A 22,594-nucleotide genomic window follows, 5' to 3' on the forward strand; every position below is an offset into this window, starting at 1 on the left:
TTTAGTTCCACTGAATTACGCAACAAAGCCTTTAGTATTGTAAATATATTGACGAAATTTAAAGAACGTAAATTTATCTAGGATTGTTTTTTTGATATCCAATTATTTCCCGGCTTAATTAGTGGTGTATTACTTCCATATTTTAAATGTTACATTAAAAATGTGTTGCCTATTTTATAGTTAACAACTTGTGTTGATGTAAGCGACAGATAGTGACCAGGTTGGTGATAATAAACGTGATTTCGACAAAGGCTCCTCCAATCGAACCAATCCAAATATTATGGCTAGCCCAACAGAAGGAATTGAATAAGATCAATGATCTCAGGGCGATGCCGTGTTTTGAAAAGAGTGCCCATGTTGCAAAGGATGAACCAACAACCGTAATAAACTCAAAGAAATGGTTCATGTTAGGCAAAGTCATGCACCACATTAACCCGATAAAGAACCACATCACTTTGCGTGATTGAGTTTTTATTGATACGTAGCTTCGAATAGCATTAATAATTACACCAATAGCAGCTACTATTGCACCCATTAATATGAAATGAATACTCATGACAAAACAAAATATCATCATTTGATAGCGAAAACGCATATCATCTTTTTGCCAGAATGCCATGACACCGATACAAAAAGCCAGCCCGCCAACTCCTTGTGCTATCCCGTTTTCCATATTTATCCTCTATTTTTTAGATGCTATATAATACGATTGAATATTAGTTTTTAATGAATAAATCCTAACCATAAAATAACCCTCCAAAAGGAGGGTTAGATATAATATTGAAGTTGCTATTGCATTAGGGTTAATTGACTAACTTAACGGCTTCACGAGTTAAATGAGCCAGCTCTTCCCAATAGCCTTCTTCAATCAGCTTCTTATCCACCATCCAAGTACCGCCACATGCTAGCACGCGAGGTATCGCTAGGTAGTCTTTAATATTGTTTGGATTGATACCACCAGTTGGCATGATCTCAATATTCGTGTAAGGAGCAAGAAGCGATTTAACCATGTTGATGCCACCCGATGCTTCAGCTGGGAAGAACTTCAATGTGGTTAAGCCCATTTCAAGCGCTGCTTCTACTGTACTCGGGTTGTTGATCCCAGGAATGATATCAATGCCAATCTCTTGGCAGGCTCTTACCGTGTTTGGGTTAAAGCCAGGAGAGACGACGAACGTTGCGCCTGCTTCTTTGGCTGCGATAGCTTGCTCTCTGTTTAATACTGTTCCTGCGCCGATCAACATATCTGGTTGTGATTCACGAAGCAGACGAATTGCTTCAACAGCAGCTTCCGAACGGAATGTAATTTCTGCCGCAGGTAAACCATTCTCAGCTAACACTTTACCCAGAGGGATGATGTCTTCAGCGTTGTCGATAGCGATCACAGGGATAACTTTCAGTGTTTTCAGTTGTTCTTTGATGTTGGACATTGGTATTCCTTAAATGGCTGTGATGGCCGCTTGAGTAAGTTCTTTTGCAATAATTGCACCGCGATGTTGGATAACGACGCCTGCCATGGTATTGCCGCGCTGGCATGACTTAACTAAGTCTTCGCCCGCAAGGTAAGCAGATAAAAATCCGCCATTGAATGAGTCCCCTGCTGAGGTTGTATCAACAACGTTTTCAACAGGGTGAGTAGGCACCGCTCGTGGAGCCGAAGCCGCACCCGAGTCTTGCCCTCTGTTACTTTGACTTGTGGCATCTTGAGTAAGACAGCCATCAGCCCCCAGTTTGACGATGCATCGCTTAACACCGAGTGAAGTTAGACGTTCGATGGTTTGTTCAGGTGAAGTATCTCCCCAAATTAACTGTTCATCATCGAACGTGACTAAAGCTAAATCTGTCAGCGTATACATGGCTTGGTAGCTGTTCTTAACGGTTTGGTTTTCGTCCTGTGGCCAAAGCGCAGAGCGAAAGTTACTGTCGAAAGCGATCTCAACGCCTTGCGTCTTCAATTCAACCAAGATGTTCAATAACTGGATACGATCTTGCTCGGGTAGAATCGCTAATGTGATACCGCTGAGAAAGACCATATCGACGTTGCGCAGTGCCTGCTTTATCTGGCTGAAATCTGGATGTTGTAACAGGTAACGTGCTGCTGACTGATTACGCCAGTATAAGAAGGTACGCTCGCCGGCTTCATCAAGCTGAATCAGGTATAGCCCCGGAGTTCGTTGGCTATCTTGCAGAACAAGGTCAGTCGACACTCCTTCATGTTGCCAGCGTTCTAACATTCCCTTGCTAATCGGGTCTGCGCCTAAAGCCGTAACGTAGGACACTTTGATGTCATCTTGATTGAGGTTCGCCTCGCAGCCGCGGCTTAGGTAGACCGCAGCATTGAGTGTGTCTCCGCCAAACGTTTGATGCATTGAGCCGAACGGTTTGCCGTTAAGCTCGATCATGCACTCACCAATGATGGCGATATGTTTCATGGGTTACGCCCTCTCTTCGAAGTAGCGTTTTGCGTTGCCAAAGCAGATGTCTTCGACCATTGGGCCAAGCAGTGACATGTCGTTTGGCACCTCACCGTTTTCAGCCCAGCGACCAAGCATGTCGCACAGAATTCGGCGGAAGTATTCGTGGCGTGTGTACGACAAGAAGCTACGAGAGTCAGTTAGCATTCCGACAAACTGGCTAAGCAGACCAAGCTGAGATAGCTGCTCCATTTGACGTTGCATGCCGTCTTTTTGGTCGTTGAACCACCAACCAGAACCAAACTGTACTTTGCCTGCGATGCCACCACCTTGGAAGTTGCCAATCATGGTTGCCATCATCTCGTTATCGCGAGGGTTTAAGCAGTAAAGGATGGTGCGAGGTAATTCATTACTTTGATCCATCTCGTCCAACAGGTGAGCTAGCTCGAAGGCAAACGTCTTGTCGCTGATCGAATCAAACCCTGCATCTGCGCCTAACAGTTGGAACATACGCGTGTTGTTATTGCGTTGAGCACCAATGTGAAGCTGCATTACCCAACCCATTGCTGCGTAGCGCTTACCTAACCACACTTGAACCGCTGTTGAAAACTGCGCACATTCTAATTCGGTGAGCGTTTCGCCGTTGAGGCGTCGAGCTAACAGCGCATCCAGATCGGATTCTGATGGAATCGGCGCGTAGCGAACCACTTCGATACCATGGTCTGCTGCGCGGCAACCATGGTCGTTGAAATGCGCTAGGCGGCTGTCTAAAGCATTCAATAGATGATGAAAGCGCGTGATCTCAACGTCAGCAACCATGCTTAACTTTTGCAGGTAATCAGCAAAGCCATCAAGTTCAATTTTGAACGCTTTATCTGGGCGCCAACTTGGTAGAACCTCCACATCAAATGAACTGTCTTGAGCGATCGCTTTATGGTGTTCAAGAGAGTCGATAGGATCGTCTGTCGTGCCGGCCATCACCACATTCATTTGCTTCATGATGCCGCGAGCACTAAATTCCGGTGTCGCTAATAGCTCATTACCTTCATGCCAAATTTGATCTGCGGTTTCTGGGCCAAAGAGAGTGCCAGTAATACCAAATGGGCGACGAAGTTCTAAGTGAGTCCAGTGGTAAAGTGGGTTCCCCAAGGTTTGAGGGACGGTTTTAGCCCATGCCATGAACTTGTGATAATCGCTTGCGCCTCCGGTGATCAGGCGCTCGTCGATCCCAGCGGAACGCATGCAACGCCATTTGTAGTGGTCACCCTCAAGCCAGATCTTAGACATGTTGTCGAACTGACGATCTTCAGCCACCCCTGCCGGATTAAGGTGGCAGTGATAGTCATAAATCGGCTGGTGGCTTGCGTGTTCGTGGTACAAGCGACGCGCAGTCTCATTTGACAGCAAAAAGTCTTCACATAAGAAATTCTTCATTGTCTGTACTCCTTATAACGCAGCCACGGTAGCAACGGCACCGTGTTCAATTAATGATTGGTACGCTGAACTTACCGCATCTATGACTTGTGGGTTTTGGCCTAGCTCGGCAGGGAAAATAGCTTCAACAGCAAGCAATGCAGGAACCACAGAAACATTGAGTCCATGCTCGTCGCAGATCTGGCGAAGTGTGTCTGTCATTGGATCGCGAACATCAATCTCATTGCCTTGCTCATCAACGCCAGATACATAACGCATCCAGCCAGCGATGGCCGTTGCAAGCCATGAGAAGTCTGAGCCTTGCTCTAAATGGAATCGTAAGCTGCCACCCATACGCTGAGGGATCTTCTGACTACCATCCATCGCAATCTGCCACGTCTTATGTTTCAAACTTGGGTTGGTGAAGCGGTTGATAAGTAAGGTTGCGTAACCTTCTAAATCTGTTCCTTCAGGCATGGTTAACGAAGGTGCTTGTGATTTCATCATCATATCAAAAGCAGCTTTGCGGTAGCCTGCATCTGTCATGGTGTCGGAAATATGGGCGTAGCCACCAAGGTATCCAAGGTAAGCAAGGAAAGAGTGACTGCCATTGAGCATGCGCAGTTTCATCTCTTCGTAAGGCACCACATCTTCCACGAACTCTGCACCGGCAACATTCCAGTCTGGACGGCCTGCCACAAAGTTATCTTCAATCACCCATTGGCGGAAGGGTTCACTGGCGATGCCACATGGGTCTTCACAGCCAAGCAGTTCTGCAATTTCTGTCAGTGTTTCTTCGGTTGCTGCGGGTACGATGCGGTCAACCATGGTGCATGGGAAGGTGACATGGGTTTCAATCCAATCACGCAATTCTGGGTCAAGCAGTTGAGCAAACTCAATGATCGCTGCTTTTGCTACATGACCGTTCTCTTGCACGTTGTCGCAAGACATGACCGTGAATGGTGTTAAGCCACGTTCACGTCGAATTTTGAGGGCTTGGACAATGTAACCTAATGCTGATTTAGGTTCACTTGGGTTAGCTAGGTCAGCGATGACTAATGGGTTATTTTTGTCGAGTTTTCCCGTCGCTGGGTCAGCGCAGTAGCCTTTCTCAGTGATGGTCATCGAAACGATAGCGACTTGAGGCTCAGCCATTTTTTCTAATACGGTTTCGATGCCGTCGAGATTTGGATGCAGTGATTCAGTTACTGAACCGATCAATTTAACATCGGTAGATTCCGCGCCTTTTTCTGCAACGGTGTAAAGGTGATCTTGCGTACGAAGTGATTCAATCAAATCTTCGCCGCCGAATAGGTTTATCTCACAAATGCCCCAATCTGTGTTGGTTTTGCTTAGCATTTCATTGGTGAATAGTGCTTGGTGTGCTCGGTGAAATGCACCGAAACCAAGGTGCACAATACGGCTTTGGAGTGCTGAACGGTCGTAGTCAGGTCGTAATACAGTGTTTGGCAGCGTAGAGTTAGCAACAGTCTTCATTATTCAGTTCCTTTTCCCGCCAGCGAACCAGCGGGATTTTATTATTTGATAAAGCGTTTGAGTGTTTAGCAGTCTTAGAATGTATCTGTGACCAAATTACGAACCGTAGCCCAGTACTAATTCAGGTAGGAACAAGCTCAGTTCAGGGATAAAAGTAACGGCCATTAGGGCTGCAATCAGTGCTGCATAAAATGGCAGCAAAGGCTTGATGACTTTGTCGATGGCAATGTTGGCAACCGAACAACCGATGAATAGGGCACTACCTACTGGAGGCGTACAGATACCAATAGCTAGGTTAAATGTCATCATGATGCCGAAATGAACAGGGTCGATGCCTAGGTCCAATGCGATTGGCAGGAAGATTGGTGTGAAGATAAGTACCGCTGGTGTCATATCCATAAAGATACCCACAATCAGCAGAATCACGTTGATAATCAGCAGGATCATCAATGGATTATCAGAAACCGCCAATAATGCATCAGCAATCATGTAAGGCACATCAGCATTCGCCATCGCCCAAGACATGCCCATTGATGCGCCAACAAGTAACAATACGATAGACGTCGTTACTGCAGACTCAAGAATGATTTTTGGAATCTCACGCCATTTCACTTCACCGTAGATAATTACCGCGAGAACGAAGGTGTATACCACAGCAATCGCAGAAGCCTCGGTTGCAGTAAAGATACCGCCAATGATGCCGCCCATGATGATGCCGATAAGTGCTAGAGAAGGCGCCGCTTTTAAGAAGGTGTCCCATACCACAGACATTGAAGGACGTTCTGCAAGTGGGTAGCCACGGCGTTTTGCAATGATGCCCGCCACAATCATGATGCTGAGTCCCATGATAATACCTGGGATGTAGCCAGCTAAGAACAGAGCCGCAATTGAAGTACCACCAGACACCAAAGAGAAAACGATCAGTGTGTTACTTGGCGGAATCAATAGACCAGTAGGACAAGAAGTAATGTTTACCGCTGCAGAGTAGTTTTCGTCGTAGCCGTCCTTCCTTTGCAGAGGAGACATGGTGCCGCCAACCGCTGCTGCCGATGCTACCGCTGAGCCTGAGATAGAGCCAAACATCATGTTTGCCATCACGTTTACGTGCGCCAATGAACCCGGTAGACGGCCACCTAATACTTTCGCGAAGTTGATCAGACGCAGCGCGATGCCACCTTGGTTCATTATGTTACCCGCCAAAATGAAGAACGGGATTGCCAGTAGCGCAAAGTTATCAAGGCCCGCGGCCATACGTTGAGCAACCACAGCGATTGCTGGCTCAAGCGGTAAGCTCATTAGAATCGTCGCTAATGACGACAAACCAATCGCAAATGAGACCGGTACACCGATTGTAAGCAGTACAGCGAAACTACCGAATAAGGTCAGTATTACTTGCCATTCCATTGTGAAATCCTTCTATCAATCAAGTTGTGAGTCGGTGATCAAATTGTCACCTGACATTAATTGTTTAACGCGTTCGTAGGTAAATACGGCGGAGTAAAAAATCATCAAAGCGCCGCTAATCGGTAAGCAGAAGTAGATGTAACCCATCTCTAAACCAAGTGCGGGAGTCAGTTGTCCCATTGCAAGAGTTTTAGCTGCAAGCTGACTTCCACCGTGTACTAGAACGATATAAGAGAAGGTTGCAATGGCGATTTGGATAACGATTTCGTTGATTAATTTGCGCTTGCCAGTGAGCTTCATTGTTAATAAGTCAATGGCAAGGTGGCGCTTCAAACCCGTAGTGTAAGCAGCTCCAATTAGGGCTACCCACATAAAGAGATAACGAGCGAGCTCGTCGGTAACAGTGCTTGGTTTGCCAATAACATAGCGGGATAGTACTTGCCATATCACACACAGTACTAAGAAAGACGATAGAGACACTGTAAAGGCGGCCAACCCTTTATTTATGTAACTGACCAATTTATTCATGTTTATTTCCTTTCAACAAAATTGCGCATCTCATAACAATTGGTTTACCAATGTAAGAAATTATTTCTATGTAGGGGTAGGGATGTTCAAAAATCTGGTTGAATCATAAGCTATTCATTCTTTGGTTGGCGTGAGCAACTTCACAAATGGTTTTGGTTGACCAATTTGTGGGTTTTTATTGTGATATTGGTCAATCAATTCTAATTTCAGCTTTGACGGTTGGTTTTTTGATCGCCAATATGACCTCAGAACAATAAATACCCTACACATTGGATAACCAATCCACGGAGAATAAGAATGATGATGACGCGTAAAACTCTGATTAGTGCGATTGTTGGTGCTACTTTCGCTTTCGGCGCAACAGCTTCTGCTTATGCAGCAACAACATTGAAACTGAGCCATAACCACCCACGCGACCATGCTGTGCATGAAGCGATGACGTTTATGGCAAAAGAAGTACGAGAAATGACTGACGGCGAAGTGCGTATTCGTATTTACCCTGATGCTCAATTGGGTACACAACGCGAATCTATGGAGCTGATGCAGAACGGCGCTTTAGATATGGTGAAAAGTAATGCTGCTGAATTAGAAGCTTTTTCTCCTGCTTATTCATCATTCAACATGCCTTACTTATTCCGCGATCAAGCGCACTACTACAGTGTGACTGATGGTGAGGTAGGTCGTGACATTCTTAACTCTTCTCGTGATAGCGGCTTTATAGGTGTGACGTATTACGATGCAGGTGCGCGTAGCTTCTATACCAGCAAGCCAATTAACACGCCGGAAGACCTGAAAGGTTTGAAAGTTCGTGTTCAACCAAGTCCATCAGCAATTGCTATGGTGAAAGCGCTAGGGGGTAACCCAACGCCATTAGCTTACGGTGAGCTGTATACAGCACTGCAACAAGGCGTAGTGGATGCGGCTGAAAATAACATTCCTTCTTTCAGTTTGAGCCGTCACAGCGAAGTGTCTAAATACTTCAGTTTAGATGAGCATACGATGGTTCCGGATGTGTTGGTTATCTCAACAAAAACATACGACAAACTGACTACAGAACAACAAGATGCGTTGATGAAAGCGGCAAGTGATTCGTCGGAGTTGATGAAGAAACTATGGGCTGAATCGGAAGCAAAAGAGCGTGCTAAAGCTGAGAAAATGGGCGTAACGTTCGTTGAGCCAGATAAAGCTGCGTTCGCACTAGCCGTTCAACCAATGTACGACGCTTTAGAAACATCGAACCCTGAATTGAGTGCGCTGATTGACCGTATTCAGTCTGTTAAGTAACAAGTCTGTCCAAAAATAGTGACATAAAAACAAAGTGTTATTACATTTTGGGATATAGAGGTTGACCAATTATATTTGGTCATTATGATGGCGAGAGAAATATAATGGAAAGAAGTGACAATATCATCATGATGCCTTTCGAACCGAAAAGACCTTATCAGGAGATAGGGTTAGTACTAAGAAGAGAACTGATTGAAGGCCTGTATAAGGTCGGAGATAGGTTGCCTCCAGAACGCGATATTGCTGATCGTCTAGATGTAAGCCGCACTGTGGTGCGTGAAGCGATCATCATGCTGGAGCTTGAAAACTTAGTTGAGGTGAAAAAAGGGTCAGGTGTTTATGTCCTGAACATTCCTACTCATTCTCGCGAGAATGTGGTCAGCGATGACGCTGGTCCATTCGAGATGCTGCAGGCCCGCCAATTACTGGAAAGTAATATCGCGGAGTTTGCGGCAACTCAGGTCACTCCGGGCGACATCATTAAGATGCGCTCTGCACTCGAACTCGAGCGCGAAGAGCTTGCAAGCGGTACTACTGATTGCAGCGGAGATGAAAAATTTCACGTGTGTATTGCAGAGGCTACTCAAAACTCTGTGCTAGTAGATATGTTGAAACAGTCCTGGGATCGACGCGAAAAGAGTCCAATGTGGAATAAACTCCACTCTCACATCAGTGGTCAAGATTACCGTGAAGAATGGTTAGATGATCATGCTCGTATCCTCGCCGCCTTACAGCGCAAAGACCCTGTCGCTGCTAAGAACGCAATGTGGCAACACCTTGAGAATGTTAAACAGCGTTTGTTAGCGCTGTCAGACATTGATGACCCAAACTTTGACGGTTACTTATTTAGTTCAAACCCAGTGGTGCTGCTGAGTACTGAAAGTTAGTTCTGAAAGCTAACGTTGAATTCAGTTTCACAACTCTTTTGGGAAGCTGATTCATTCACTCGGTTGCAAATAAGTCATCGTCTTTAGACCGGCGTAGACCGGTGCTATCTCGGCAGTAATTTTCATTGCTGTCATTAAGAAGTCGTTATTGCATTTAGCTTGATTAATTCGAGCCGGCTAAGTGCGTCTTAAAGAAAGGTAAGTCTCATGGAACAAACGTGGCGTTGGTACGGCCCTAATGATCAAGTTTCGCTAGATGATATTCGTCAAGCGGGCGCAACTGGTATTGTGAATGCATTGCATCATATTCCAAATGGTGAAGTTTGGACAAAAGAAGAAATCTTGAAACGCAAAGCTATTATCGAAGAGAAAGGCTTAACGTGGTCGGTTGTAGAAAGCGTGCCTGTGCACGAAGAGATCAAAACGCAAACGGGTAACTACCAGCAGTGGATTGATAACTATAAACAAACTCTGTCTAACCTTGCTGAGTGTGGTATCGATACGGTTTGTTATAACTTCATGCCAGTGTTGGACTGGACGCGTACCGATTTAGAATTTGAAATGCCTGATGGTTCTCGCGCACTGCGTTTTGACCAAATCGCATTTGCGGCATTTGAGCTGCATATCTTGAAGCGCCCGGGTGCAGAATCGGACTATTCAGAATCAGAGCAAGCGCAAGCGTTGGATTACTTCAATAACATGACGCCAGAGCAAATTCAGCAACTGACTAATAACATCATCGCTGGCCTACCAGGCGCTGAAGAAGGCTACACACTTGAAGCCTTTCAAGCACAGCTAGATCGCTATGCGGGAATCGACAAAGACAAGCTACGTGAACACATGTCTTACTTCCTCGCTGAGCTGATGCCTATCTGTGATGCTAATGGCTTGAAGATGGCGGTTCACCCAGACGATCCACCGCGTCCAATTCTAGGCTTACCTCGTATCGTTTCAACGATCGAAGACATTGATTGGTTGACCGAAAATGTACCAAGCAAAATGAATGGCTTGACGATGTGTACGGGTTCATACGGTGTGCGTGGCGACAATGATCTGGTTAATATGATCAAAAAGCACGGTGACCGAATTTACTTTACGCACCTGCGTTCAACTAAGCGTGAAGAGAGCAACCCAATGACATTCCATGAAGCAGCGCACCTAGATGGTGATGTGGATATGTACAACGTTGTGATGGCTATTTTGGATGAAGAAAATCGTCGTGCAGAAGTGGGCGATCACCGTTTAATTCCAATGCGTCCGGACCACGGTCATCAAATGTTGGATGACTTGAAGAAAACCACTAACCCAGGTTATTCGGCAATTGGTCGATTGAAAGGCTTGGCTGAAGTGCGCGGTTTAGAGATGGCATTGAAACGTGCTTTCTACACTAAATAACAACTATACCTCGCTTTAAAATTCCCTGTTAAAACCAGAACTTATGTTCTGGTTTTTTTGTATCTGGTCCTCTTAAAGATTGTGTCCATGAATCTCACTATTGACATGGGTAGAGTGATCGTTCTACCCTGTAAGTAGAACAATTATTCTACCCCTTGTCGGGTATTGAGATAGCACTATGTTGAGAGAACAGATTGCAGCAAGCCTTGAAGTAGCGTTCAGCCAGCAAGGTTTTGCTGAGCCGAGCGTTGCACAGCTGAAAACAGCGTGCGATGTAAGCCTAAGAACCCTGTATAAACACTTCCCTTCAAAAGAAGTGATGATTGTTGGTGCATTGGAATACCGACACCAACGCTATCTCGATTTTTTACTGGAGGCGTCGCCAGAGGCCGGGTTGGAGTCTGTCACTCATATCTTCAACAAGCTCCAACAATGGTTAGAAGAGTATGCGCCGCATGGTTGCATGTCGATGAATGCGATTGCTGCGTTCCCAGATAATGAGCTTATCAACCAAGCGGTTACGCAACATAAAGAACAAGTTCGTTTGCTTATGGGAAAGCAGAGCCTGCGAGATGATCTCGCGACCCCACTGTTTTTACTTCATGAAGGCGTATCAAGCGCGTGGCCGGTCTTAGGCGAAGAAGCGGTGGCATCAGCACAGAATATGGTTACAAAATTACTCGAGGAAACACGATGAAATTCGAACTACCAAAGACAATGAAAGGCGCAGAGATGCTAGGTCACGGCGGAGCAGAAATGCTTGGCTACCGCGAAGATATCGCGGTTCCTCAAATCGAACCTAATGAAGTGCTGATCAAAGTGATGGCAGCAGGCGTTAACAATACGGATATCAACACACGAATCGGTTGGTATTCAAAAAGCGACGATTCAGACGACGCAAGCTGGTCGGGAGAAGCGTTGAAGTTCCCTCGTATCCAAGGTGCTGACGTGTGTGGTTTCATCGTTGCAGTCGGCAATGAAGTCTCTGCTGATCGTATTGGTGAGCGTGTTCTTATCGAACCTTGCTTAACGGAAGTGTACGGACGAGATCTGCCACAGCCATGGTATTTCGGTTCTGAGTGCGATGGTGGTTTTGCTGAATACACCAAAGTCGCAGCTAAGCACGCTTATGCGGTGAATAGCACTATGTCGGATGTTGAGCTAGCGTCTTTCCCATGTTCTTACTCAACAGCAGAGAACATGTTAACTCGCTCGAATGTGGTTGAAGGTGATCGCGTGCTTATCTCAGGTGCATCGGGCGGTGTGGGCTCTGCGGCTATTCAGCTAGCAAAAGCTCGCGGCGCGTATGTTATTGCCATCACTAGCCCAAGCAAGAACCAACAGTTACTTGAACTTGGCGCTGATGAAGTGATTGCTCGTGATGCGGATTTGGTTAAAGCGCTAGGCGAAAGCAGTGTGAATGTGGTTATCGACTTAGTCGCCGGTGATAAGTGGCCGGAATTCCTTGAAGTCCTGAAACCACACGGTCGTTATGCCGTATCTGGCGCGATTGGTGGCGCTATGATTGAGCTTGATGTTCGCACTTTGTATCTCAAGGATCTCAGCTTTTTTGGTTGCACGGTTTTAGAACCACAAGTATTCCAGAATCTAATCAACCGTATTGAGAAGCAGCAGATTGGCGCTATCGTTGCACAGTCTTTCCCGTTGGCTGAAATTCATACTGCACAAGATGAATTTTTGAAGAAAAAACACGTCGGTAAGATCGTACTAGAAGTAGCCCAGAGTTAACTTTAGATATTGTCATGCATCTAACCTATATAAGAGCGAGCAAGCGTTATGTGCTCGCTTTTTTGTTTCTAGTGAGTGCTGGTAGGCTCAGTCTCGCAGCCCGTTGAGTAACAGATCCTATACAGCTGAGAAATTAATGATTCATTTGTCACTGTGTGGTTTATGAATTAACTGTGCGATAATCACCGCCGTTATATATCCCGAACTGTTTGATAATCATCTAGGAGCCGTATTGATGTTTAAAAGGGTATTGCAGGTATTATTCTCACCTTTTGTTGATTCAAAAAACAAACCCTCTGCAGAGCCAGCCCAACAAGAGCAACAACAAACCGTTGCTACTGATTCCGTTCAGTCTTCAATCTTTGTTCCGCCTTCGTCCGCTCAGCCACCATCATTAATCGTCGATAAGACGCTTAGCCTTCACGATGGTCAGTTCCTTGATTGTCTGTTTGGAGAATCTCGCCTTCGAACGGAGTCAGACCCATTTAGCGACTTTGTGGCTTGCCAAATCGAACGCTTGATTCGTTCTCCGAAAGCGCTGCTTAATGAGTTGCCTGTTATGCCCGCTTCTGTCACTACATTAATGGGTGAATTGCAGAACGATGAGTTTGATGTCGATGCATTGTTAAGAGTGATTGAGCGCGAGCCGAGTATGGCTGCCGATGTGATTAAACTGGCTAACAGTGCTTTCTATAAACGTGGTGAAAAGCAGGTTACCGACCTAAAAACAGCATTCCTAAATATGGGCTCTCAAGGCCTTGTTGAGGGGGTGGTGAATTCTTACATGAAGAACTTTACGCCGGGCAATAATATTTACTGGCGTCATTTCGGTGAGAAAATTTGGAATCACAGTGTTCAAACTGCTTCTTTTTCTAAGGAGTTAATGAAAGAGTCGCCATCTCAAGAAGACCAAGCTACCGCATATTTTGTTGGGTTGATCCGTAATCTAGGTAAGATGATCATTTTCCAAATGATGGTAGAAGCCTTCAAGCATGTTGATCCTTCTGTTCCGCCTAACTCGTTAGCATTGAAGCGCCTGATGAACAGCTACTCTATTCGCCTGACTTACACTATTGCTAAGTTCTGGGAGCTGCCAGAATCTGTGTTGACCGCAATTGGTTACCAAGAGTCGAGCCGATACGAATGCACACCACTTGGTCAAGCTGTGTTTGAAGCTAACTACTTGAGTGAATTGTGCTATTTACTGGAACAACAAACGGTTGAAGTCGAACAGTTTAAGCGCAGATGCAAAGAGACACTGATGTCTCCGGCTGCATACAAAGTGGCTAACCGTATCTATAAAGAGTCTGAGTTATCGCTAGTGAGCTAACCCCTTAGCCTATTCGACCTGCGCTGTGACTGAACATAATGATTGGTTGCAGCTTGGTTGTGAAATACAGTTCAGCTACGAAATACGCTTACAAATGGCTAATCCATAGCTTGTCGAGCTCACACCAACCGAAACCATTCACTTGCGCGCCGTGTATCTTTTCAGAAACTTCCAAGTTGAACGCCTCTTGCTTGAGCTCAACCACAACCCCAGAGTCATTCAACCAATGCTTGAGTTCCAACAGTGTATTCATCGCTAACTTAACGTTGGGCTGGTTTGTTATTGAGGCTAAGCCTTGTTCGATTGTCTCTAGTATCTCAGAAGGTAAAGTTAATTCCTCAAACGGGAAGCGAGTGAAAAAGCTTAACCACGCAGTGAAGGCGTCGTTCTCATCAATAATACTGCACAGCACGACGTCTTTGGTAGTTAGGTAATGTCCATATTCCACGCTGGTTTTGTTGTCGCCGGATACTGATAACTGATCGAAAAGGGTTTGGCATTCAGAGGTGTCTTCAACGGTGAACTCACGAACGGTTTTCGACAACATCGGGTTTTGAATCTTAAAGAAGGTTGAGCCGAAATCCGGTTGGGAAGCATGGCCATCCCCACGCACGGTGGTCGTCTTCTCGGGCAGTTTCACGCACACCTGATTTTGAGCGCAGGCTTTGCTCTGTGCCCATTCCGGATAGACCCACAACTCGACTCGATTGAGAATCGGCGTGCTGTGTGAATAGGCGCTATTGCGGCTCAATCTCAACATCTTGCTTGAGAAGATGTCTAATGAGAACGCGCCAGATCCAATCAGCCTATCAGTCGGTGATGAGTGATCGAATACGGAGGCTTCAGCCCTAGCAAGTAGGCGCGGTAAATGCCAATCAGGTTGATTCAACTTTACGACAACCACATTGCCTGCCGAGACAGAGACCTCATCAATATGCTGATAACAGCGACGCCATATTTTGCTTTGGCAGAGCGAGTTAAGGTTGCGTGCTATGTCTTGAGGTTCGAGTGTTCGACCGTTATGAAAGTGAACACCATTGCGAATTTGAAAGTGCCACTGTGTCGCATCTAGATTAGGCTGCCAATGATAAGCCAGATCGCCGCTGAGTTTGCCGTGCTTAACTGAGGTTAGGCGTTGGCAAACTTGCATCACTAAGAAACGTTCGGTGCGTCTAAGCACACGTTGAGGATGAAGCGCTTCGAGTTCTCGGTGAAAGGGGATGTACGCGATATTTTGCGCCGGCGGATTGGTATTGCTTAGAAAGGCTTGTAACTCAGCGCCAGCATTGCGGCCATTGAAGCTCAAGGTGCTAAATACCTGTTCTATGTCGCCTGCGTCAGCTTGGGTTTGTGCGTATTGGTAACACGCCTCAATAGGCTCAACCAGACACGTGAGTTGTGCCTTCTTGCTGCGGCCTGAACTGGCTTGCCACTCAATCCAACCTTGCGTTGTCATCGCTTTGAGCAAGGTCTGAACGTGACGTTCACTCACGTGCAGCAGTGTGGCCAGTTGGTTGACCTGACAATGTGATACTCCAGGCCCAAAAGCCTGAAATATCTTTTCATACAGTTCAAGCTTGCGCTTAAGGTTGCCCAATGTGCTTTTCCTAACGACGAGGTTGAGTTAAATGTGGATAGCCAGAATCAATGAGTGCTTTTTCCATCGTATCGAGAACTCGAGAGGTTATCTCTGAGCTTAGGATATTCGATTCAGTTTTGCCTTGAAGGACTAACTCTGAAAAATGGTCGATTTCAAACTCGAACCCATTCCCTGTCACTCGGTAGTTGATGGTCGACTTTTTGCCTTGATGCTCAATCTCAATAAAGGCCGGATTCCACCATTTTTCCTGAATGGTGATCTTGGTTTCGGGCCCACTTAAGTGTGCTGTTCGGGGAAGGTTTTGCACTGTTGATGCCGATATCTTACCGCTTATATCACCAGAGAAGGTAAAGCATGCATTGGTATCAACATTCGCTCCCTCATAAAGACACAACATTTCTACCTGAGGTTTTGAAGGGTTCACACCCAGTGTTCGACACAGGTCGTAGAAGAACCAAAGCCCATAGACCCCAACATCGAGCGTTGCTCCGCCTGACAAATCCGGATTGAAGATAAACAAATCGGGCTCATAGTCGTGATGGTTACCAAAGCTGGCTTCGATGGAATCTATCTGAATATTGTTGTCGACCAAGAATGATTGGAGCTCACGATACGCGGGAAACACCACGGTTTTCATCGCTTCTAACAGCATCACGCCATTTTGCTTGGCGAGGGTTTTCATCTCAAGCCAGTCAGCAATGTTGGTAAAAGCCGGCTTCTCCACCAATACATGTTTTTTATTCTTTAAAAACAGTTCGGCGAGTGGCTGGTGGTATGGGTGAACCGTAGCGATGTAAACCGCTTCAACACCTGGGTCATTCGCCATCTCTTCATAAGAGCCATAAGCCTTGTCGCAACCAAACTTATTGGCGAACGTGGTTGCGCGTGAGTGATCTCTTGCGGCAACCGTATAAAGCTCACCATGCAGAGAATGCTCTGTGACTGCGGTTGCGAATCGATTGGCGATATTACCTAGCCCTGCGATGCCCCATTTAATTTTGCGTTGCGTGTCGCTCATCAGTTGCTCCAAATCGTTGTTTTGTATCAGTGTACTCAGAGACGCCACATACAAATAGAGAACAGATTTCTCAACCTGTTCTCTATTTATTTTATTCTAGTTGAAGCTCAGGATCAGCTCTGTATTGAGTGTTTCCAATCGGCTAGGGCTTTAATGTGCTTTGGCCCGATGCCACAACAGCCACCGACGATATTCGCGCCCAGTGCGTGCCAACGTTTAGCGTAAGTTAAGTAACCTTGGCCATCCAGTTCACGCATCTCCTGAAACATATCATTCGCTTCATGTTCGCTGCTGATAGGTGCAAAGTTATTGGCATAGACACCAATGTCTAAATCACTGCCTAGCTCATCGATCACTTTCTTAGCATCGATAATGGCTTGATCCATCACTTCAGGCACTGAACAGTTAAACATAATGCCTTTCGCGTTCGATTGGCAGGCAAGTTTGATCGCGTCTGTTACGCTCTCGCCAGAACGAATATTGGCAGAATCACCCTTGGTGTCTTCCAAACTTAACGCGTAGTAACACGGCTTATCTGACTGCTTGAGTACCGCATGAATGGATTCGAATTCTTGCAGGCTACAAATCGTTTCCGCTATCCAAAGGTCGATGTTTGGAGCTTGGGCATCGTAAAGGGTTTGAATGATAGGGGCTGCTTCTTCGACCTTAAACAAGTCTGGTCGGTAGCTGCCAAATGGCGGTGGAATCGCGCCTGCTACTTTCACTGTGTGAGGGGCATTGTCAGCAACTGCCTTAGCCAGTTCGCCAGAAAGTGCGGCTAGTTCAAAGCCTCGTTGTTCAAAGAGCTCTTGACCCAAATGAAAAGGCACACAGGCGTAACTATTAGTGATCAGGATTTCAGCACCTGCATCGACAAAGTTTTGATGCGCTTGGCTAACAAAATCGGGTGCTTCAATCAGCGCTTGAGCACTCCAAAGTGGTTGAGAAAATGGCGCGCCAATTTCTTTGAGTTCTCGGCCCATGCCGCCATCAAGTATGGTTAGTGTTTTCATATTCAATACTATCTAAACAATTGCTGAAGTTCTGCCGCCACCATATCAGACAACCTTGTAAGACTGAAGCCATCAAAGTGGAAGTGGTTTAGCTAAATCAATACATCTCAATAGCGAAAGGAAAAAAGGATGGAGAGGTAATCGGTGCTATGCTGCATTGGGTTTAAGATATATGTTTATCTCATCAACCATCCCAGAACGTTAAATACTAAGTCACCACAATCTGTTGAGGAAAAGTGCATTGAAGTTAACGAATAAACTCGTACGTTACCCGCACATTGATGTTGAGCGTGCGTTTGAAAAAGAAGATGAACTATTGCAGCAGATACAGAATGGTGAGATTGGACAAGCTTTAATGTTGTGGCAAGCCAAAACGCCGACACTTGTTTTGCCTGCAGGGAAAAAGTGGCCAGTGACGTTGGAGTCTAGAAAGCAACTTGAGGCACAAGGTTGGCAACTCTCTTCGCGTAAAACGGGTGGTGCTCCTGTTCCCCAGTTACCGGGAGTCATTAACCTATCGCACATTTATCATTGGCCTTCTGACGAAGCGTATAATATTCAAAAAGCGTATCTGCATTTATGTGATGTTTTAACTCAATTTTTTAAAGAGTTAGGCGTTGATGTCGATGTGCACGCAACCCCCGGTTCTTATTGCGATGGCGATTACAATCTCAACATCAATAAGCAAAAAATAGTGGGAACGGCTCAGCGTGTTTTGCTGAAACGCGGGGGCGGTCAGATCGTACTTTCGCAAGCCTGTATCTTGTTAGATGCTGACTTAGAGCATATCGTTGCCCCTGTGAACTTTTACAATCAGATTTGCGCCAATCCAACCGTTGTAGAGCCACATGTTCATACGCTTTTATCTGAACATGTGACGCCCATGCCCAACGTAGATTCACTCTTTCAACAGTTGAGCCAAGCTTTTATTAAGCATGCATAATGCTATGTGTCTGCCATGTTCAATGGTGTTCGGCGGGCAATTTTTCTTGTAACAGCTGCTCGATAACTTCCACCAGTTTACGGTTTTTAGCGGGATTCAATGCATCGGCATGAGGGTCTTTGAATAACCCCGAATCATTATCAAAATACTTTCCTGATGCGTTGGCAAACTCATCAGACAGTGATGCTCGACATAAAATATCAGCACCAATTCCTAAGTCATTGCCATCTAACCCATATGCGTCTTTAACCAATTTACTCCCAAGAAATGAAGCCGGATTGACGGGAATTATAGATGGACCGTTAGACCCGAGTTGATGAGCTAAGTTGATAGACCACATCGTCAGCGCGAGCTTACTTTGCGCGTAAACTGGACCATCTAATTCGCCTGCGTTCGGACTGATAAGCGCTTCTAAATCTACGGTTGATTGGGCTGCTGAAGATAGGTTGACGATACGACCTGTCGCATCAAAAAGAGGGAGCAGCATTTGCGTGAGTAGATAAGGGGCGATGGTGTTAACGACGAATCGAACGTCTAAGTTCTCTGCAGTGGTAATCTCGGATACCTTATAGACCCCAGCATTGTTGATCAGTACATCAAGTTGTAGGTGCTTGTCTCTGATTTGTTGTGCGAGAGTCTTCACTTCTGCGAGGGACGATAAGTCTGCGATGTAGCTTTCGATCACCGCATTTTTACACAGTCTAGATAGTCCCGTTTTAACCTTGTTCAACTTCGCCGGGTTGCGTCCATGAATCAGGATATGGTGGCCTTGTTGAGCCAACATCCTTGCCGTTTCTAAACCAATACCATCCGTCGCACCAGTGATGAGGATTGTTTTGTGCATTTTTCTTCCTTTGAAACATTACCCGTGTAACTTTTATAACAAAGATTCGGTGCACAAAATTCATACTAGTTCACATGATGGGAGGAGCAACGGTTAGAAAATGTGCTGTAAATGAGAATTATGACAATACTGAATCGGATAGGGTAGCCGGATATTATACTGCAACTTTTCTAAAGCTTTTGGGGGGGGGTGTAATGGAAAGCTTTAGCCTGCTGGTGGAATACTCTTGCAAGAAAAAGCCTCAACCAGTTTAATGGTTGAGGCTTGGTCGTATTAGCCTTGTTTCAGCCTATTCAGGCCAGTTTGACGTTGTAATTATTTTACCTTAGAGCAGCTTAGTGAGCGTGCTCGTGTGAATCTTGGTATAGCTCTGCATCAACTTCTTCGCCTTTGTTTGGACGAGGAACAATCTCAAAAGAGGTGTCAGCTTCTGTCAGTGAAGACAGCAGTTTGTTAAGCGATGTCTTATCACCTTTCACGCCTGCTTCTCCGTCTTCTAACAGTTTTCCAAGGCTTGTTTTCTTAAGCACGATGTCAGACACGTCAGACTTATTGATGATCAGTGTCGTATCAGCGTCTTGTAACTCGTTCACTTGAATGTTGTTCAGGTTACCGTTAGACATCTCAACGTAGTAGAACTCTTTCACATCAGGCAGCTGAATATTCAATGTAAATGGTGTTTCTTGTGCTTTTAGCGAATCCACTTTTACTGCTAAGTAATCGAGTAGGTTTTCAATCGTCATGTTCGCTAACACGTCCGGAGATGCAGTTTTCGGTGCGCCCGGTTGTGTGCCAATGCGAAGCTCTTGAGCGCCGGTTAGGTAGATGTTTCTCCAACCTGCACCTTCTGATTGATAACCCAATTGCTCGTATGTATCTGCCAATAAGCCACGTGCAACTTTGTTCTCTGGTTCTGCTTGAATCACCTTATTCAGTGCTGTTGCAACGAAGCGGTATTCACCTTCTTGGAAGTCTTGCTGCGCTTTTTCAATCACAGCGTCGCTGCCGCCCATGTACTCAACAAACTTCACTGACTCTGGCTTGATTGGTAGTGGGTTTAGGTTAGCTGGGTTCATGTCGAAGTAACCAAGGTACATGTTGTACACAGCGCGAGCATTGTGAGAGTACGTACCGTGGTAACCATTGGTGTGCCAAGACTGTTGAATGCTATCTGGCATAACCTTGTAAATCTCGTCACCGATGTCTTGCAGAACCACGCCGTTGTTGGCTAAGCGAAGCGTTTGGTTATGAGTAAAGCCGTAAGCGTCACGCTGCATTTTTAGGTAATCAGAGATCTCTTGTTCGCCCCAGATTGGCGATGAGTGAGACGCAAACAGCACCTCAGTATCTTCACCCCAAGTGACTAACATTTCGTTGATCTTCTTCGACCATTTCAAGCCGTCACGTACTTTAGCGCCACGCAGCGTGTACAGGTTATGCATGCCTTGGTAGGTCAGTTCGCCAGTCCAAAGTGCTTTCATGCTTGGAATATACGTCACCATTTCAGATGCTGCTTCGGTACCTGAAGCATCCATGAATTGCATTTCTAGGCCGTCAATAACCAGAGTTTCAATCTCTTCGTTATGGTTCAGCTCGTAGTCTGGCAGTACGTAAGTAATGCTACCGGTTGATAGACCTTTCGACAGTGCAGCATCAACAATACCGTGTTCGTGTCGGTTCAGGGTTGCGCCATATTGATAAGCAGTACGACGAGACATGGCATTACCCGCCAATACGTTTTCGTCGACGATTTCTTTAGTAATGTTTTTCGAACCGTACACTTTTACATCTGGGTACGCGTCTTTGATTGCTCTTGCGCCACCAAAGTGATCAGCATGCGAGTGAGAGTAAATCATTGCAACGACTGGCAGTTCGCCGCCATCAGGCACATTGCTCTTGAAGAATTTGAGTGATTTAGCGGCCGCTTCTTTGGTAAGAAGAACGTCGTAAGCGATCCAACCGTTGTCACTACGAATGAAAGAGGTAGACGCTAAGTCAGCACCTCGAACTTGGTAAACTTTACCCGGAACAACTTCATATAAGCCTTCTGCTGCTTGGTTCAATACCGCTTGGCGCCACAGTGAAGGGTTTACTGAATCTGGTGCTTGGTCTGCATTCGTCACACTTGGGTCGATAAAGTTAAAGCTATTACGAATGATGTCGCCCGTCTCTTGGTCGAAGCTAGCAATAAGACCCTTGTTGTTATTGTCGAAAGCGCGAGTGTCGGCAAAGTTAAGTGTTTTTGCGAACTCTTGGTTTGCCTTAGTCGTCATCTCGGTTGCGCTTTTGCCACCTTGGTCGCCAATTTCGCTGAAGTGTGCGTGGTCATGGTTAGCTGCAACTGCAGGGAATGCCAGCGAGATAGCTAGGAACAGTGATGCATTTTTGAACGTGCGAGAAGTTTTCATAAGAGCCTCTTCATTTCAGAATTTTGTTTCGTTGAGGAGATTATAGGAATAAGACATATAGCAAAAAATAAAGTAAGCTTTATTTAACACATCACGAACTGTTATGTGTTGTATGCTTAAAAGTAGCAGATTGAAGCGAAAAGCTTGTCGTATACCCAATGCCAGTGCACCTAAACATGGAGAGTGACCGTGAGTGATGTTGAAAAGCTAGACCTGAATCTACTGAGTGTGTTTTTAGAGGTATATCGACTGCAGTCGATCACCTTAGCATCTGAATCGCTTGGTATGACTCAGCCTGGGGTTAGCGGGGCATTGAAGCGATTGCAATCTCAGCTTGATACCGACCTGTTTATTCGTGAAGGGCGCGGGATTATTCCGACCAACGCTGCGGTGCAACTGGCAAACCGAGTGGAACCTGCCCTTGAAGGCATAACCAGTGCAGTTAGTACCTTAAAGCAGTTCGATAATCAGCAGCATCATGTGTTTCGAATTCTGGTGAATGAGATCGGTTTAACCAAGCTTCAACCCCTTGTCGAGCAAGATGAAACGTTAGGAAATATCTCTATTGAGTTCAATATGGTGCCGAACAACGAAGAAGAGCTTCTTCAGAGTTTAAGCATGCAGCAAGCTGATCTAGCGATTGATATCCATTACCCGCAAGTGAATGGATATATGAAGCAGCCGATGATTGAAGATGAGTTGGTGCTGATAGCTCGAAAGGGGCATCCGAGAATCAATGGCTCTGTGACCGAAGAGCAATATTACAATGAAAAGCATATTACTTTTAGGATGCGACGAACTCGTTTATACACGGCAGATTATTTTACCAAATTGCCATGGCTTTGTTGCGTAATTAAATTTATAGAT

General features: G+C 45.7%; 20 protein-coding genes. 8 read left to right on the plus strand and 12 right to left on the minus strand.

Annotated features, from left to right (window positions below; genetic code table 11):
* Positions 1 to 169 precede the first annotated feature (169 nt).
* The 7 genes from A142_RS21465 to A142_RS21495 all read right to left on the minus strand — a co-directional run bounded on the left by A142_RS21465 (position 170) and on the right by A142_RS21495 (position 7,256).
* Complete coding sequence (locus A142_RS21465; RefSeq protein ID WP_019821670.1) at positions 170 to 673, minus strand: YgjV family protein; 504 nt, start codon at positions 671 to 673, stop codon at positions 170 to 172.
* Positions 674 to 803: 130 nt separating this feature from the next.
* Positions 804 to 1,430 (minus strand): bifunctional 4-hydroxy-2-oxoglutarate aldolase/2-dehydro-3-deoxy-phosphogluconate aldolase, encoded by a 627-nt coding sequence (locus A142_RS21470; protein ID WP_019821671.1) that lies wholly within the window; start codon positions 1,428 to 1,430, stop codon positions 804 to 806.
* 9 nt (positions 1,431 to 1,439) lie between these two features.
* Positions 1,440 to 2,432, minus strand: a complete 993-nt coding sequence (locus A142_RS21475; RefSeq protein ID WP_019821672.1) for a sugar kinase — start codon at positions 2,430 to 2,432, stop codon at positions 1,440 to 1,442.
* A gap of 3 nt (positions 2,433 to 2,435) precedes the next feature.
* Entirely contained in the window at positions 2,436 to 3,848 is a 1,413-nt protein-coding gene (uxaC, locus tag A142_RS21480; RefSeq protein WP_019821673.1) for a glucuronate isomerase, read from the minus strand.
* A 12-nt stretch (positions 3,849 to 3,860) separates the two neighbouring features.
* On the minus strand, positions 3,861 to 5,324 hold the full coding sequence (locus A142_RS21485) for a fructuronate reductase (protein ID WP_019821674.1): 1,464 nt from the start codon (positions 5,322 to 5,324) through the stop codon (positions 3,861 to 3,863).
* Between the two features lie 96 nt (positions 5,325 to 5,420).
* Positions 5,421 to 6,728, minus strand: a complete 1,308-nt coding sequence (locus A142_RS21490) for a TRAP transporter large permease (RefSeq protein ID WP_019821675.1) — start codon at positions 6,726 to 6,728, stop codon at positions 5,421 to 5,423.
* 15 nt (positions 6,729 to 6,743) lie between these two features.
* On the minus strand, positions 6,744 to 7,256 hold the full coding sequence (locus A142_RS21495; protein WP_019821676.1) for a TRAP transporter small permease: 513 nt from the start codon (positions 7,254 to 7,256) through the stop codon (positions 6,744 to 6,746).
* A 300-nt stretch (positions 7,257 to 7,556) separates the two neighbouring features.
* Between A142_RS21495 and A142_RS21500 the strand changes: the two genes are divergently transcribed.
* From A142_RS21500 to A142_RS21525, 6 genes are all read left to right on the plus strand, one after another.
* On the plus strand, positions 7,557 to 8,540 hold the full coding sequence (locus A142_RS21500; protein WP_029405400.1) for a TRAP transporter substrate-binding protein: 984 nt from the start codon (positions 7,557 to 7,559) through the stop codon (positions 8,538 to 8,540).
* Between the two features lie 104 nt (positions 8,541 to 8,644).
* Positions 8,645 to 9,427 carry an FCD domain-containing protein gene (locus A142_RS21505; protein WP_019821679.1) on the plus strand — a complete coding sequence of 261 codons (783 nt, stop codon included), beginning with the start codon at positions 8,645 to 8,647 and terminating at the stop codon, positions 9,425 to 9,427.
* Between the two features lie 207 nt (positions 9,428 to 9,634).
* The gene (uxuA, locus tag A142_RS21510) at positions 9,635 to 10,822 is read left to right on the plus strand and encodes a mannonate dehydratase (RefSeq protein ID WP_019821680.1); all 1,188 of its coding nucleotides are present in this window, start codon (positions 9,635 to 9,637) and stop codon (positions 10,820 to 10,822) included.
* Between the two features lie 178 nt (positions 10,823 to 11,000).
* Positions 11,001 to 11,519, plus strand: coding sequence for a TetR/AcrR family transcriptional regulator (locus A142_RS21515; RefSeq protein WP_019821681.1), 519 nt, complete (start codon positions 11,001 to 11,003; stop codon positions 11,517 to 11,519).
* The gene (locus A142_RS21520) at positions 11,516 to 12,571 is read left to right on the plus strand and encodes an alcohol dehydrogenase family protein (protein ID WP_019821682.1); all 1,056 of its coding nucleotides are present in this window, start codon (positions 11,516 to 11,518) and stop codon (positions 12,569 to 12,571) included. Before A142_RS21515 ends, A142_RS21520 begins: the two co-directional genes overlap by 4 nt.
* Before the next feature lie 235 nt (positions 12,572 to 12,806).
* On the plus strand, positions 12,807 to 13,901 hold the full coding sequence (locus A142_RS21525; RefSeq protein WP_019821683.1) for an HDOD domain-containing protein: 1,095 nt from the start codon (positions 12,807 to 12,809) through the stop codon (positions 13,899 to 13,901).
* An 88-nt stretch (positions 13,902 to 13,989) separates the two neighbouring features.
* On the opposite strand, the gene A142_RS21530 is transcribed toward A142_RS21525, so the two are convergent.
* The 3 genes from A142_RS21530 to A142_RS21540 form a co-directional block, all read right to left on the minus strand.
* Complete coding sequence (locus A142_RS21530) at positions 13,990 to 15,498, minus strand: SgrR family transcriptional regulator (protein ID WP_019821684.1); 1,509 nt, start codon at positions 15,496 to 15,498, stop codon at positions 13,990 to 13,992.
* 10 nt (positions 15,499 to 15,508) lie between these two features.
* Positions 15,509 to 16,519 (minus strand): Gfo/Idh/MocA family protein, encoded by a 1,011-nt coding sequence (locus A142_RS21535; protein ID WP_029405401.1) that lies wholly within the window; start codon positions 16,517 to 16,519, stop codon positions 15,509 to 15,511.
* 113 nt (positions 16,520 to 16,632) lie between these two features.
* Entirely contained in the window at positions 16,633 to 17,532 is a 900-nt protein-coding gene (locus A142_RS21540) for a homocysteine S-methyltransferase family protein (protein ID WP_029405402.1), read from the minus strand.
* Between the two features lie 241 nt (positions 17,533 to 17,773).
* On the opposite strand from A142_RS21540, the gene A142_RS21545 reads away from it, so the two are divergent.
* Positions 17,774 to 18,475 (plus strand): lipoate--protein ligase family protein, encoded by a 702-nt coding sequence (locus A142_RS21545; RefSeq protein ID WP_029405403.1) that lies wholly within the window; start codon positions 17,774 to 17,776, stop codon positions 18,473 to 18,475.
* A gap of 19 nt (positions 18,476 to 18,494) precedes the next feature.
* On the opposite strand, the gene A142_RS21550 is transcribed toward A142_RS21545, so the two are convergent.
* Entirely contained in the window at positions 18,495 to 19,319 is an 825-nt protein-coding gene (locus A142_RS21550; protein ID WP_019821688.1) for an SDR family NAD(P)-dependent oxidoreductase, read from the minus strand.
* A 335-nt stretch (positions 19,320 to 19,654) separates the two neighbouring features.
* The gene (locus A142_RS21560) at positions 19,655 to 21,727 is read right to left on the minus strand and encodes an alkyl/aryl-sulfatase (protein ID WP_019821690.1); all 2,073 of its coding nucleotides are present in this window, start codon (positions 21,725 to 21,727) and stop codon (positions 19,655 to 19,657) included.
* A gap of 189 nt (positions 21,728 to 21,916) precedes the next feature.
* Between A142_RS21560 and A142_RS21565 the strand changes: the two genes are divergently transcribed.
* Positions 21,917 to 22,594: LysR family transcriptional regulator (locus A142_RS21565; protein WP_019821691.1), on the plus strand; the 678-nt coding region annotated here is incomplete at its 3' end.

Source organism: Vibrio splendidus 12E03 (genome assembly GCF_000272105.2).
Lineage (GTDB): Bacteria > Pseudomonadota > Gammaproteobacteria > Enterobacterales > Vibrionaceae > Vibrio > Vibrio splendidus_I.